The organism is Gardnerella swidsinskii (assembly GCF_023277705.1).
Taxonomy (GTDB): domain Bacteria; phylum Actinomycetota; class Actinomycetes; order Actinomycetales; family Bifidobacteriaceae; genus Bifidobacterium; species Bifidobacterium swidsinskii.
This window is the reverse complement of the sequence record NZ_CP083176.1, coordinates 1,296,955-1,312,898: the sequence shown is the minus strand read 5'-3', so window position 1 is coordinate 1,312,898 and position 15,944 is coordinate 1,296,955. Positions and strand designations below refer to the sequence as shown.

The 15,944-nt window shown below is 43.8% G+C and carries 6 protein-coding genes, 2 tRNA genes and 1 pseudogene; all 9 read right to left on the bottom strand.

What is annotated here, in order from left to right; genetic code table 11:
* Positions 1–9: 9 nt before the first annotated feature.
* A complete protein-coding gene (ileS, locus tag K9E37_RS05250; protein ID WP_248893170.1) occupies positions 10–3,420 on the bottom strand; it encodes a mupirocin-resistant isoleucine--tRNA ligase in 3,411 nt (1,136 codons plus the stop codon).
* A 346-nt stretch (positions 3,421–3,766) separates the two neighbouring features.
* Entirely contained in the window at positions 3,767–4,891 is a 1,125-nt protein-coding gene (locus K9E37_RS05245) for an Abi family protein (RefSeq protein WP_219705410.1), read from the bottom strand.
* A gap of 160 nt (positions 4,892–5,051) precedes the next feature.
* Positions 5,052–5,124, bottom strand: a tRNA-Arg gene (locus tag K9E37_RS05240).
* Positions 5,125–5,167: 43 nt separating this feature from the next.
* Positions 5,168–5,518, bottom strand: a complete 351-nt coding sequence (locus K9E37_RS05235) for an exodeoxyribonuclease VII small subunit (protein WP_076002682.1) — start codon at positions 5,516–5,518, stop codon at positions 5,168–5,170.
* Positions 5,519–5,566: 48 nt separating this feature from the next.
* Positions 5,567–6,982, bottom strand: coding sequence for an exodeoxyribonuclease VII large subunit (xseA, locus tag K9E37_RS05230; RefSeq protein ID WP_081378954.1), 1,416 nt, complete (start codon positions 6,980–6,982; stop codon positions 5,567–5,569).
* Between the two features lie 120 nt (positions 6,983–7,102).
* Positions 7,103–7,176: transfer RNA gene (locus tag K9E37_RS05225), tRNA-Lys, on the bottom strand.
* Positions 7,177–7,264: 88 nt separating this feature from the next.
* A pseudogene (locus tag K9E37_RS05220) lies at positions 7,265–8,377 on the bottom strand (class C sortase).
* 108 nt (positions 8,378–8,485) lie between these two features.
* On the bottom strand, positions 8,486–14,146 hold the full coding sequence (locus tag K9E37_RS05210) for a S8 family serine peptidase (RefSeq protein WP_248893166.1): 5,661 nt from the start codon (positions 14,144–14,146) through the stop codon (positions 8,486–8,488).
* Between the two features lie 721 nt (positions 14,147–14,867).
* Complete coding sequence (locus K9E37_RS05205) at positions 14,868–15,626, bottom strand: Abi family protein (RefSeq protein ID WP_102155368.1); 759 nt, start codon at positions 15,624–15,626, stop codon at positions 14,868–14,870.
* Between the last annotated feature and the right edge of the window lie 318 nt (positions 15,627–15,944).

The window sequence follows — 15,944 nt, the reverse complement described above, 5'->3', positions numbered from 1 at the left end:
AGTTGTGTTTTACGCACGCTTAAGAGTTACGCTAAGCTCAGTTGCGCTAGAATCAGCCTCAACAACCTCGAAGCTCGTAGCCAAAGTCTCCTCCGCAATCAAATCGCGGAACTGCTCAACTTTAACAACGTCCGAAGCTGGCACGCTCAAAGTCAAAGAGATTCGGTCACTAATATCCAAACCGTTCTCCTTACGGGCATCCTGAACAGCGCGAATAGCGTCGCGAGCGTAACCTTCAGCAAGCAAATCGCTAGTCAAAGCAGTGTCGAGCATAACGAAACCGCCAGTTGGCATTGCAGCAGAAGCAGTATTCGCAGCCGCTTGAGCATCCGAAGACTCAACGCGATTTACAAGCTCATACTCGCCCTCAACAAGCGCAACTTCGCCGTTTGGAGTCTGAACAACAGGAGCGCCAGACTCGTCAACTCGCCAATCGCCACTCTTAGAAGACTTAATAGCAAACTGCACCTGCTTACCCAAACGAGGACCAGCCGCGCGCGCATTCACCTTAAGCTCGTGAACAATCTTCAAACCGTGGTTGCTTGCGTCTTCCAAAGTGCAGAATGTAACATTCTTCACGTTAAGCTCGCGCTCAAGAACCTGCTCGTAAGGCTCAACAGCAGCAGTATTTTCTGCAACAACCGTCAAGTTTGCCAATGGCTGGCGTACGCGCAACTGTTCCGCCTTACGCAACGAAAGCGCAGAAGAAACAACCTCGCGAACCTTATCCATAGCAGCAACCAAAGCATCGTCATGAGCAAGAACAGCACCAAGCTCAGTGACTGTTCCAGCCTTAGGGTTCTTCTCACCGTCTGAAAGAGTTTCAGGCTCCACCAAATAAGGCCAATCAGCCAAATGCACGGATTCGCCGCCGGTAAGACCGCGCCACACAGCCTCAGCTTCCATAGGAGCAAGAGGAGCAATCGTGCGCATGAACACTTCCAACACAGTGTAAAGCGTGTTGAAAGCAGTCTCGTCTTCATTCCAGAAGCGGTCACGACTGCCGCGAATATACCAATTCGTAAGCACGTCAATAAAATCGCCAACTGCTGCGCAAGCATCGCTAATCGCAAACTCGTTCAAGCACTTTTCTACGCGCTCAACAAGCAAACGCGTGCGAGCAAGCAAATAACGATCCATGTTGCAAAGTCCTGCAACCTCATCCGCGCGAAGGCGACGAGCGTCATAACCCTTACCACCGTTTGCAGCATTCGCATACAAAGTGAAGAAGTAGTACGAGCTCCAAACTGGAAGCATAACCTGACGAACCGTATCCCTAATGCCGTCTGCAGTCACAATCAAATTGCCACCGCGCAAAATTGGCGAAGACATGAGGAACCAGCGCATTGCGTCCGAACCGTACTCGTTGAAAACGCCGTTCACATCCGGGTAATTGCGCAAATGCTTACTCATCTTCTGGCCATCGGAACCAAGCACGATGCCGTGGCAAATCACGTTCTTATAAGCTGGGCGGTCGAATAGAGCCGTAGCCATAATGTGAAGCGTGTAGAACCAGCCACGAGTCTGACCAATATATTCAACGATGTAGTCGCATGGGAAGTGCTCTTCGAAGAATTCCTTATTTTCAAACGGATAATGGAACTGCGCGAAAGGCATGGAACCAGACTCAAACCAACAGTCGAGAACATCCGTAATACGATGCATTTGCGACTTTCCAGTAGGATCGTCTGGATTTGGACGAGTAAGGCGATCGATATACGGGCGGTGCATATTCACATTGCCGTCGTCATCGCGCGGATAGTCGCCAAAATCAGCCTTAAGCTCTTCCAACGAACCGTACACGTCTACACGAGGATACTTTGGATCGTCACTCACCCACACTGGAATTGGCGAACCCCAGAAGCGGTTACGGCTAATCGACCAGTCACGCGCGTTAGAAAGCCACTTACCAAACTGGCCGTCCTTAACGTTTCCAGGAATCCAATTAATCTCCTGATTAAGCTCAAGCAAGCGCTTCTTAATCTTCGTAACAGACACAAACCAGCTAGAAACAGGCTTATAAATAAGCGGAGTTGCGCAACGCCAGCAATGAGGATAGCTGTGCACGTAGCTTTTTTCTTGGAATAGCAACGCGCGCTGATCTTCCGGCATTTGAGCAAGCGGACCGTCTCCTGCACGCAAGTTACGCAAAATTGGCAAGTTCGCGTCGAAAACGTACAAGCCTTCGTAATCTGGGCAGTCGCTTGTAAACTTGCAGCCTGCGTCGAGCACGTCAACGCTGCGAATTTCGTGCGCGTTAAGCGTGTTCATATCGTCCTCGCCGTAAGGAGCCTGGTGAACGAGACCAGTACCTTCAGCGGTGTCAACATAATCTGCAGTGAAAATCGTAAAAGCGTTAGGACCAGGAGTGCCACCCTCGGAAAGCGCGGAATCGCTTGCAAAGTATGGGAACACTGGGTAGTAGCGCCAACCAGCCATCTCAGCGCCCTTAAGTTCGCGCACAACTTCGTAATTTTCGCCAAGTTCCTTAGTGTAGGAGCCAAGCAAAGGCTTACCGATGTAGAACTTTTTACCTGCGAACTTGCCTTCAGTTGGGCGAACTTCCACGTAGTCGATGTCTGCGCCAACTACGATTGCGAAATTGGTTGGCACAGTCCAAGGAGTAGTGGTCCAGAATACTGCGTAAGCGTCGGCTTCGTCGCGAAGCTTAACGGCAACGGAAACGGTAGTATCCTGACGATTCTGGTACACATCCGCGTCCATGCGAAGCTCGTGGGCTGAAAGTGGAGTTTGGTCCTTCGGGCAGTACGGAAGCACGCGGTAACCCTTGTAAGCCAAGCCCTTATCGTAAAGCTGCTTAAATGCCCACATAACGGATTCCATGTATGGAATGTTCAGCGTTTTGTAACCGCGCTCGAAATCAACCCAGCGAGCCTGACGATGCACGTAGTTTTGCCACTCGTTCGTGTACTTCAAAACGCTGGCACGGCAAGCATCGTTGAACTTTGCGATGCCCATTTTTTCGATTTGTTCAACCGATTCAATGCCGAGTTCCTTCTGCGCTTCCAACTCTGCAGGAAGACCGTGAGTATCCCAACCAAAAACGCGGTTTACTTTGCGACCGCGCATAGTCTGATAGCGCGGAACGACGTCTTTTGCGTAGCCTGTGAGCAGGTGGCCGTAGTGAGGAAGACCGTTTGCGAATGGAGGGCCGTCGAAGAACACGAACTCGTTTTGGCTACCCTTGCCGGACGGGCGGTATTCGATTGACTTGCGGAAAGTGTTGTTTGCATCCCAGTATTGGAGAACTGATTCTTCAAGCTTTGGGAAGGAAGGATTTGGTGCAACTTGCGCGCCGGAGTTTTCTTGCGTTGATGCTGAAACACTTACCTTTGGGTATACGTGATTTGCGGACGTATTTTCGGACGCGTTTGCTGCTGGATTAGTGGATTCGCTCACTGTGCTCTCCTCGCTCAACAGGGTGAATATTTCCCTGCGAGGACGACAGTTACTGCCGCGGTACCACCTCGCTTGCTATAAGATGATTACGTAACGTGTATCGCAATGCATAACGCAAGTGCGTAACACAAATATGCAACGCAATCGAACTATTCCCATAGCCTCTCGTGTTTGGCTGTGCGGGCCAACCCCGTCGGTTCTAATAAGCTAGAATCTTACGATTCCTCGCCGTTCTTCCGAAAACTCCCCGCCGATAACGGATCATCGCTTAAGTTAGAAACAATCTAACACTATCCCCTAACATTAGGAATAATTTCGCGACTCGCGAATAATTTTCATGACATTTTCATGACATATTATCCAAAAATGCCTTAGCTTCATTAGCATTGCTAAAAGCAATGCCATCGTCAGAAATTTTGCCATTCATAATTTGATTAGCGTGATTCATAGCCTTAAGCGTTGCCTCGTTTGGAACAGACAAGTTACTATTCAAGATAATATTTTCTTTAATTTTATTTTTCCAATCATAAAATTCATCAATACTAGACATTCCAATGCATTCAATAACATTTTTAGAGCAATTTGGAACTTTATCGCAAAGCGCAACAAGTAATTTTTCAATCTTCTCTAAAAACTCTAGATAATAGCTAGTTTCTAATAATATGTCGAAATCTTTAATAAGCTGAAAGACTGTTGCATTATCACTATGCGGTCTAGCACAATACAAACGTTCATCATGCGCACAAATATTTCTGAACTCTTTAATTCTTCTATAAATAGAATCAATTTTTATTGACGTAATATCCTTTTGAGAACAGTGTGAAGAATTATAAAGTTCAGTATATTTTTTAGCAACCAAACCTCTAACGCATTTAGTTTGCGCTTTGTAAAACCAGAACATCTGTCCGAAAGTCAAATCATTAGATAAAACCCATAATGGAACTTGCCCATCGTGATTATTGATACAATGTCGTATGTACTCTTTTCCTATATTTAATTTTTGATTATTTGACTTATTATTTTCTATAATTCGATTAAATGCTTTAATTAAACCACCTGATTCCTTTGGATCTTCATAGTTAGTTTCATTAAGGTAAGCATTAACTTCATTACCGTGCATTTGGCTAAAGCAATATGAACATGATGACCTTAACAATGCTTCTGCTCTAGTTGTAGCTGCAAAGATAACACTGCGAAGTTCACGATCAAATTTAAAAAGATAATAAATGTGTTCAAACTTTGTTCCTTGAACATATTTATTCGAATTTTTTGACTCAAGAAATGGATTTTTATATCCATTTACAACGCTATAGTAACCTTCTCTTTCAAGTATTTCCATAGCTTTAATCTCATCAGGAAACACTACTCCTCTAGACTTAAGTAATTCTATTTGTTGTCTGATAGTAGTAAAAGGTTTATAAATCACCATCATCCCCACCAATCCCCCGCTATTAGATGCACGAAGAGCCAATCAATCGCTTGATTGGCTCTTCGCGAACCAGACACTGCCTGGCTTCACCACTACTCAATTATACGAAAGAAACTAATATTTGTCAACAAAAAATAGGCGAATTATACAGCACACAACACCATTGCACAAATATAAACTGCACAACGTCCACACATAAAAGTGCCCCGGATCAGAATCGAACTGACGACACCCACTTTAGGAGAGTGGTGCTCTATCCACTGAGCTACCGAGGCAACAAATGGCAATTATACACTATGGCGTGTCACTGCGGCGCGCTTAATCCTCAAGATTAGACTGCGTGCCAGCCGTAGCCGCCGTCGCCGACTGCTCCGCCTGCGCCGCGTCCAACTTAGCGCGAACCGTGGCAAGCAAACCCTGCGCGCGCTTTGCCAACGCCTCGCCAATCTCCCACTGACGCATGGACTGATCGAGCGTCAAACCACCAGCTTCCAACGCTTGAACCGCCTGAACCAGCTTTTCGCGAGCTTCTTCGTACGGCATCGCCTCAATCGCAGCGCGCTCTTCTTTCGTAAGTGTGCTTGCAAATTCTGTGTTTTCTGCAGTTTCTACACTTTCATTACTTTCTGCCGCTACTTCTTCCGCTTTTTTCGTTACTTTCTCACTCATATCTAACCTTTCGTTGTATCTAAATAAATATCTAAAATATCTAAAAAATTATTTACTTGACTTTTTACTTGGCTTTATGAAAGCAGACTTAGTAACAGCCGACTTTGTTCCAGTCACCTTGCCAAGAACCACGCCGCTCTTAAGCGTAACCGTCATATCGTCGCCAACTTGCGCTAAAGCCGCGTCGTCAAGCACTCGCCCACCGCCAAGCTGCACAACAGCGTACCCGCGATTCAAAGTCGATTGCGGACTTAACGCAGTCAAGCTTGCGTGAGCCTTCTCAACAGTCAAACTCGCGTCGTCAAGAAGTCGCACCAAACCGTGACGCATTCGCTCAACAGCCTGCTCAACCAAACGCTCGTGCGGCTCAAGCATAGTGCTCGGGCGCGTAAGACTCGGGCGATTCGCATAACCTTCAACGAGACGAATCTCATTGTCTACGCGCGCAGAAATTCGCATGCGCATAGTTTGCAAAGCGTTATCAATAAGCTGCCACTGCTCGCGCACGTCCGGAACCACGCGCTTTGCAGCATCTGTAGGAGTTGAAGCGCGCATGTCTGCAGCCAAATCGATAAGCGTCCAATCGTCCTCGTGGCCTATTGCAGATACAATCGGCGTCGCGCACGCAGCCGTAGCGCGAACCACGCCTTCGTCTGAAAAACCAATCAAATCTTCAAAGCTACCGCCGCCGCGAGCAACGATAATAACGTCAACCTCCGGGTCCGCGTCGAGCTGCTCGATTGCGGCAATAATATCCGACGGGCACTGCACGCCCTGCACGTGCGCGTGAACAACTTTGAAACGCGTAACAGGCCAGCGCAAATTCACGTTCGTAATAACATCGCCTTCAGCGCGCGCTTGAGGAGCGCACACAAGTCCGATGCACTTAGGAAATTCCGGCAGCGGAACCTTATTTTCAGCGTCAAATAAGCCCTCGCCCTTAAGCTTTTTTCGCAACTCGTCAATTTGCGCTTTTAAGTCACCGGCACCGACGCGGCGGATTTCGTCTGCAACGAAGCTCAAACGCGTGGCTTTTACCCAAATATCCGCCTTGCCGTGAACGACTACGCGGTCGCCCTGGCGAAGTTCGCGCGCCTGCTGCACGAAATTGCTGAAGCCCATTACTGAAATCGACACTTCTTCATTACTGTCGCGAAGGGTGATGTAACCGGAAGAAGCGCGGCGCATGTTAATTTCGACGATTTGACCCTCAATCCACGCTGCTGGCCATCGTTCTACGGCGCTGTGGAACTTTTGACTTAAAACGGCAACAGGCCATGGATTTTCGGCAGTCGTGTCGGCGGCTTTTAGAGGGAGCTGTCGCGGCTGAGCTTGCTGCGGCGTAAGTAGTTGCGGCGACGACTGAACTTGTTGCGACTGCGACTGTGCTAAATTTAGCAGCGGTTGTTGCGACGGTTGCGGCTGTTCAAGCTGGGCATCATCCTGGAATAATTGCGGCATCATATTTGACGAGGTCATGTTTCCAGCTTGACCGCAAAGAAGGACAAACGCGCGCTGCTGCATATGCGTGACGGAGAGATTAGATACGAAAAAACCCAAGCAGTGAAGCTTGGGTTTCGCTTGTGCCCCCTCAGGGATTCGAACCCTGGACACGCTGATTAAGAGTCAGCTGCTCTAACCAACTGAGCTAAAGGGGCGTTGGTTATCTTGGCTCGTTTCGCGAACCGAGTAACTACTATACTCAGAATGAGCTTGCGCGCAAGCCGGCGTGTCGCATTGCTGCGCTCAGGCAGGTCGTTTGCGCAACTTACGCAACATTTTGCGCGAAACCGACAGCAAATGCCTGCCTTGCACACTACTCACACCATTCTTCTTTCGCAACGACGCAATCAGCATCATCGCCATCAACACCGCAGACATCACCATCGATATCACAAACAACGTCATCCACAACGACCACTGCATATGGTCGCCCGGCACGTTAGCAGGATCCGGCAACACACGATACCCCGTCACGAGCAGCCTGTGCGTGTTAACTCCATACGGGGTACACGTAATCAGCGTCGCCAAGTCGCGCCCCTTCTCACGCCGCAGCAAACGAATATCGTTCGGCTCTACCACATTTATGCGAAACACTTTGTACCGAAGAGTCTTGCCTTGCACATCAAAATAGAAGTAATCGCCTTTTTTCAGCGTGTTTAAATCGTCGAACATTGTGGCATCCGGCATACCCGTATGCGCCGTCACAACCGTGTGCCTGCTTTTGCCGCCCACCGGCAAATCCGTGCCGTACAAATGCCCCGCTCCCATCGCGAGAGTATCTTGAGTAGTTCCATGGTAAATCGGCAGCCTCACGCCAATTTTCGGTATTTTCACAATGCCCATAATCCCCATCGGCTCACTAAGCACTTTTTCGTACTCTTTATATTCGGGAGTGTCCATGTAGTCGTTATTGCCGTTATACGGGTCCGCGCTAATAATCGCCTTGTGGCGAGCGTTGTATTCACGCGCTTTTCACAAAATTTCCGCGCGATTTTCTTTAGGCTTTTCCTTATTTAATTTATCGTACTCGATTGAGAGTTCTTTGGCAGCATGGTTGTTGACCAAAGTAGAAACCACAGGATAGCTGAAACACAAAATGCCAATAGTAACAAGCGCAATCGGCTCAGCCAGCTTGCGAAGTGTGGACATTGGTTTTGGGGAAGATTGCTCTTGTGATGATGAAGATTACGAAGACTGCGTAGACTGCGCAGACTGCGCAGATTCAGTATTTTCGGAAGATGCAGCGATTCCAGAGCTTGCGGAAGATTCCGCACTTTTGGAGGACTTATTAGCGCGCATACGAGTCAGCCGCTTAAATAGCGCGCGAGCAGACTCTGCAAAATCAGCTAGCTTCATGATTCCTCCACTAATAAGAAAGGAGCAAAGAGCACTCCCACCTTACTAGAAGATGAAAGTGCTCTTTGTTTATTTATTTTTGTTTATTTATTTACTTATTTTGTTTATTTACTTGCTTACATGCGCATGATGGCGGCGAGTTTTAAACGTTACAGCACCGCTTGCAAGCAGCACCATAAACGTCACAATCATGCCAATCACACTGCTGCCAGTCATCGCCAAGTCAGAAGTCATCTTCTTGGCGGCAGACTTAGCGGCAGCCTGCTCCTTTTCAGCAGCCTTCTGCTTTGCAGCAGCGTTAGCATTCGCAGCACCTGCGTTGCCACTTTCGCTGGAGGCATTTCCGTCTGTACCAACGTAAGTAGTGCCAGTAAATGTGCCAAATCCAGAACCAGCACCTAATCCGTTGCCGAATCCAGTACCAGAATGAAGCTCCGAATACTTCAGGTTAATCTCTGCATCTGTTTCATCGGACGCTGTAGCATTCTCAGCAACAACCCACACGTTAGCCCAAGCAAGCTGCTCACCTTTATCGTTAAGCAAAACAATCGTATGCTTACCGAAGTAGCCAGCTGGAATCACAACATTAAACTGAGGTTGACCATTCTTATCCAAAGTTACTTTCACATACTTAGATCCATCTGCGCCCTTCAATAACACAGGCGAAGAATACATGTAAGCATAAGCGTAAGCAACCTTGTTTTTCTTAAGTTCCTTGATGAACTTGCTCGTGGCAGAAGAGACCTTAGTCTTGTGAGACTTAGAGCCAGCATCACCCTTAGCAGGAGCATCCATGCCAGCGAAATACAACTTCACAGGATTGCTCTTACCAGCACGAACAACATCATTCATATGTTCACCAGCAACAAGGATTCCCTTAAGCGACTGATCTAGCTTTGCGATAGATTCAGGAGCTTTAGGTGCTGGAGTTGAGACGGAAGGAGGATTGACAGTTACAGAGGAGGAACCATGATCGTTCCCATGACCATCATTCGACTTCTTTTCAACGACGAATTCTGCGGAAGTATTCTTCGTTGCAACGTTACCAGCATAATCAACAGCTTTAACTGTGATTAAGTGCTTTCCGGCAGAAAGCTCCTTAACTGGAACATTAACAGTCAATTCACTCTTATTTGGAACAGCTGGCTTATTCTTAGCAGCATCCAGTTCATTTTCTGAAAGGATATTAGCAGCTAACGTCTTTTGCAAATTATTCTCTGCAGAAGACACATCCTTACCGTCGATAGACACATGAAGTGACTTAATATTCTTATCTTTTGCGCTCACCTTGATAACATATGAATCACTGACTTTCTGATCATTCAGTAATGTCATATTGACTGTTGGAATTTCATTGTCAAAGACTACAGGAATCATTCCAGCAAATTGATACTTATTCTTGTCACCAAATTGCATGAGAATGTGATCTTTGTCTGCAACATGAATCTTAGTTGTGAAGCTCTTACGATTTACAGCAGCTCCACCACCGTCAAACGACATGAAGTTGGATACCACAGAACCGTTGATATAGAAATCATATCCGAATGCGTCATCACTCAAAGTGCCTTCGAAATCTACAGTGTCTTTGTTGACAAACAAAGTATCGCCGTGAAGTTCTGGCTTAGATAACGTAATCTTTGGAGGCTCATTATCAAAGAAGATAGCAGCCGGACCATCAAAGAGTTTCTTATCTCCAGACTTCACAAGAAGATGGAAATCATTAACACCAGGATGCATAGGCAACTTTATAGAGAAATTACCTTGATCATCAGGCTTAGTCTCAACAGGCTTTGGATCCTCATATTCACCATTATCTTTTACGCGATTTGCCTCAGTAAATGATATGGACGTAATATTCTTGCTCTTATCTACATGACCTCTAAATACGAGAGAATTATTAGTAATGTCCTTTGGATCAGTCTTGTCACTGTGTATCCACATATACTTCTTGTCTATTACATCCAAATTATCAGCGACAATCAAATTCAAAGAGTCATCTTCATCACCAGTATTAGCCTTTGATACAGTAGCACGACCAGCTAATCCAATATCTTGCCTAATACTATTGCCATCATTCACAGCAACTAACGTGATACTTTTTTCGCTTGCAAGAGGTTTTACAGTAATATCAAAAGTTCCATCAGATTTGACTGTGACTTTATCACGAGCGTCAACAGTAGTTTTCTTCTCACCAGTCAACCAATCACCTTCATCAGGATCTGAAGCTGTTTTTGCACGCTTATAACGAACTTGAAGCTTATTTGTGTTCGTAACTTTACCCTTGATTTCTACCGAACCATCACTTTTAACAGGCAACATTCCATCACTGTTGGCATTCGTGACACTAACAGTTGGCATATGCGAATTAAAGTAAATTGTAAGCCTATCCGAAGCAACTACTGCTCCATTAGAATCAGAAGCTTCAACTTTAACATCATTTTTACCGTCTTTTAACGATAATCCTGCGTCAAACTTCATGTTTTCAGGCTTCAAATCAAGGGTTTGAACAGTATCACTACCGTTAGTAACGCTAATCTTCACATGATTTATATCTTTACTTACATAACCTATGAGATCAACCTTACCATTTTTCAAATCCTTCAAACCAAGCTTCTCGCCATCAAGCACGCTTTTACCTGTAAGATACAAAGATTTATCCTTAAAGACCTTACTTTGATCATTCCAGTTGCCACCCATATCTTTTATGCTTGCACTAATATAAGTGTCATCTTTATCTAAGATAACGTCGCATACGTGATAACCTTCACTATCTGTCTTGCATGGTGTTTTTTCATAATCGTCATCATACATTTTGATAGTTTTATCAACTGATTGGCTTGAAACCATCAAATCACTAAGTTCGCTCTTCATAGCATCTTTGACACGAATGGTGATTTTTTGTGCATCTTTCTTTATTGGATGACCATTATCATCTTCATCATCGACTTTCACATTAACAGGATCAGAAAGTATCATTTCTGGCTTATGCATATCAATCTTGAAACGCATATCGCAATTCTGCCAACTGAATTTATCACCTAATCGAGCAGAGATACGGTACTTATAATAACCATCAGGAAGAGTTTCAAAGCTTCCCTTTTGAGGATTATATACTTTACCATCAAACTTACTTACAGGAGAAACGTAAGTAGCTTCAGCTTTATCAAGAGAGCCAAAATTACCTAAGCTCATTCTTGAAACATTATGTTCCTCACCTAGTACTCGTAATTCTTTACCCCTATCATTTAGTATTGAATAACGCAAATCAGCAGCATTGCGCAACAAAACCATAGCTGGAACTAATGAATCTAATACACCATCTCCATTAGGAGAGAATTCGTAAGCACTGTCCGATTCCTTATTTACTTGCACTGCAGGCATCATGAAGTAAGGTCCTGCAAGTAGTTTAGTTTCAGATTTGCCATATGCGTCTTTAGGACCAAGGATTATAGGCTCATGATTCCAATTTCCAGCAAAGCCAAGATATGGAACAGCCAAATCTTGTTCTCCGCTAGTTTTTGAAGTAAAACGAATCCATCCTTCAACATAATGATCGTGCGAAGAGTTAACATCAAGCTTAAATGTGACAGATGCAGTTTTATTAGCTGGAACAGTCACAGTCTGACTAAGAGAATTTAACGATTCATCATCACTAATATACGTATGCGTATTCTTATCTTTATCGTTTGATTCATTAATAACATCTTGCTGAGGAATATTATAAGTTACGTCTTTATTGCTGTAATTATGTAAATTGACAGTAATATTACGTCCAGAATCTTTAACTTCTCGTAGAGCAGCATATGAATTGCCATCGACTGTTGCAATCACGTTAGCAGCAACAGCTTTATCGACCTGAGCTAAACCAGCGCCGATCTGACGAGGAGCGTAAGGAACACCGTCTTTATTCTTAAGAATCATTGCGGTATTCATTAAAGCTTGACGTACACGAATCGCACGATCCTTTGGAGGAAGATTAGGGAAGCGCTTCTTATAGCTTTCCATCACCAAAGTTGAAAGACCGGAAACGTTTGGAGCAGCCATAGAAGTACCAGACATGCTGGTGTACTTATTTCCATTCTGCGTGGACCACACGTTACCACCGATACCAGCAATCTGAGGCTTAAAATCAAGTTCTGGAGTTGGACCCCAAGAGGTAAATGTTGAAGGCTTCAAATTTTCTGGATTATTATTAACCATGAAAGCATCATTGAATGAAATTTTTACTTTTCCATCTTTGAGAGCTTTAACGATTTGTAAAGCATCATCACGACGAATTGATGCTCCAAAGCATGTGAACTTTTCAACTCCGGCCATGCCAAGGAACTGTGCTGAATCGCCAGCTTTGTTATAAACAATTACACCATCAGCACCCTTATCAATAGCATTCTGGAATTTTTCACTAAATGCTATTGCGCCACGTTCAACTAAAGCGTACTTTCCGTGAAGATCCAAATTCTTAACTTCATCTTCTTTGCCAAGACCGATGTTCACAATCTCATGTTCTTTACCGTCAGCTTTTCCTGAAGCAGGCGAATAAGGAATTGACGTTTTTTTATTAGTTTTGTCAACCCACTCAGATTTAAGCTGAGTAAGATGCGAGTTTTCAACAGAAGCTACGCTAAATGCTTCAGGGAACGCAGCAGGTGAACCTAAAGTAGCATCATCCCATTTTCCAAGAGCGTCATCTTCACCACCAGATGGAGAGAAGTTCAAACCAGAGTTTCCTGCAGAAATAACTGGAAGCACGCCAGCTTCATACGCCTTTTTTAACGCTACACTAGTAGCACTTGACGTTCCACTAAAACCGTTATCTGAACCAAGCGACATATTAATAACATCGGCACCAAGCCTTACAGAATCCTCGATTGCAGCAACTATATCAGCATCACGAGCACCATGCGAACCTGGCATATTTGAGAAAACTTTCATTGCAAGCAACTGTGCATTTGGAGCAATTCCATCTACACGCCAATTCTTGTCTGCTGGCTTACCAGGTTCATCACCATTAGCAGCAACAATACCAGCAACGTGCATACCATGCTGCTCTGCACCACTATCTATAATAGTGTAATTTTCATCAGCATAATTGTAGCCATCCGGAACTTTATCAGTGAAACCTTTTCTTGGCTGTACTTTCAGATGACTCTTAGCTGAATTATCAAGCTTCATATCTTGATGAGTTGGATCGATGCCCGTATCGATAATAGAAACAAGCATACCTGTTCCGTCAAGCCCACGCCTTTTAAATTCTTCATTCACACCCTGCAAGCCGCGAGCGTAATTTTCAAGAGGATAATACAAACGTTCTTTTGCAACAGAAGCTACTTCTGGTTCAGCTTGCAAAGAAGACATCTTATCAATTGGCAATGTTGCTTCAAAACCATTCACAAGGTAACCAAATTGGCGACGTACTGTCATGCCATATTTTGAAGACCACTTTCCAATAAGACGATTCTGGTCAACTTTATTACTGTCTTCAGCTTGTTTCGAAGGAAGTTTTGGCTGTTTCTTCAAAGTAACGATAACAGTTACAGGTTTTTTAGAATTAATAACTGTTTTTGAACCGAATTTTTTGTAAAGATTGTAGCTATCAATATAACTTTTATGAGATTCTTTACTTAATTTTAATAACTGGCTTTTTGTAAAAACACCGTTATTCTGTGTCGCATCTTTAGCATTTGCTGTACCAAGCGGTACCATAAGCGTCGCCGCAGCCACGCCTAATGCTGCTAAACGAGTCAGATATGACGTTCGTTTGAACTTCATAAACATACTCTCCTTCAAAATGGTGGTTGTTATCCCGGAAAAATTTCGGTTCTAGCTATCACAAACTCATACCAGCTGCCAAAATCTTTCATACTGGCTGCCAAAATTTTTCATACGGGTGTAAATATTTTTGTTACGCTGGTTTGAATCATTTCCGCTAAATATCGCATAAGAGACATACCCCCCCCCCATGCAAACAGCAAATAATGGTGTATTTTTGCAAGTGCAACAAAATATTTTTCATATACTCTAGCACTTGTTTAAAGAGAAAAAATTTTTTTAACTTGTTAATTTAGCAAATAAAATTTGAAAAATTATATTTAGGATAGAAAAAATGGCTAAATTACGCCATTTTCTCGCAAACACTTTTCCACAAGTAACATGTAAAAAATCTGTAGTTAACATATAATTTACAGAATTTTTCAACAACCTTGCATTTTGACAATGTTTTTTAAAAAAATATTGCTGGTTTACCAACTAATGTTAGTGCGTTGCGCAATATAAACCGTAAATTTTTCAGCCAACCGACGATATGCGCAACTGACCGAAACTTTACACGGTGAGAGCGTTACCTCGATTTGAGCAAAAACCCACCAAAGCCCTCCAAACACGGGCGCGACGACTTGCTTGAGCGCAGCATTGCGCGCGCTCAGGCAGGCAGTTCGCGCAACTTACACATTTGCTTTCATACCGTTTACTTCACCAACACCAATCATCAGTATTAATCATCAACACCAATCATCAGTTCCAAATATTTATTAGCAGCTTTACGTATTTTTGAGGGATCAATCCATCCAGTTGTAAACGACTTATTAACCGCATGAAGTAGCGTAAACAGTGCGTTCGTAAGATTCCTCTTTCCCCTAGCTATGTTATATAAATTATCAAAATGAGCTGCTTTATTCCTAATCTCTTTAATATAAATAAGATTTTTTGCTATTATTCTTCTATCCTCATCGTACTCTTTATTCATTTTTGAACAGTTCACAAATGGAAACGCATTGCCTACAGCATCTTTCCAAAGTTTTTGTTGAATGCGATTGCTATTTTTTGTTTCCGAAGATCCAACAAGCTTTACCCATGTTCCCCACATGAGTTTAGATAAAATGTCATCATGATTTACGCTTCTACCATCATGCGAGTGAACTGCAATTTCTCTCGCTTGCTTGATTTGATTTTCAATCAAATCTTTAACCAAATCTGGCGTATACAGAGGATTGGTCCATTCCTCATTTTGCTTTTCTTTCAACGCAAGTTTACGAAGTTCTAAATCAATTGAATTACGCACGCATATTTCTACGTATCCAATCTGCTCATGCAATATTCCTGCTAATTCATGATTCGATTTGCATATAAGCATAGCTGTACCTAAATCATTATTTGCATCGCGCATATAACGATTAAATCTAGCCACGCCACAAAATTGTTGCGCTTCTTGCAAAGTAAAAAATGTATTAGCAGACATGAAAATATTGTACATTATTGCACATTTAGTTTGACATTCGCCACGAAATATAACATGACAAACGCAAATTCTAAGGGGATGTGGTAGACTCTAATTTACCTGTGTAGGTTGCTCCTACACGTGATTTCATTGAGCTCTTGTTTGTTTAGAACAAGAGCTCAGTTGTTTTTGGATGGTGGGTTTACTAAACGTAGGTTTGTGTGGTACTCCAAAAGCGAGGAAAGTTTCTCACATTTGGAGGGTTTTAGGTTGTGTTTTGCTCCAAACACGGGGAACTTGTCTCGCATTTGGAGAGCGAACGAGTATCCACGTGAATGAATGATGAAGCAAATT

Bases quoted from the DNA above. Each gene is read 5' to 3' on its own strand.
- K9E37_RS05235 (WP_076002682.1), bottom strand. From the start codon at position 5,518: ATGAGTGAGAAAGTAACGAAAAAAGCGGAAGAAGTAGCGGCAGAAAGT.
- xseA (WP_081378954.1), bottom strand. From the start codon at position 6,982: ATGATGCCGCAATTATTCCAGGATGATGCCCAGCTTGAACAGCCGCAA.
- K9E37_RS05210 (WP_248893166.1), bottom strand. From the start codon at position 14,146: ATGAAGTTCAAACGAACGTCATATCTGACTCGTTTAGCAGCATTAGGC.
- K9E37_RS05205 (WP_102155368.1), bottom strand. From the start codon at position 15,626: ATGTACAATATTTTCATGTCTGCTAATACATTTTTTACTTTGCAAGAA.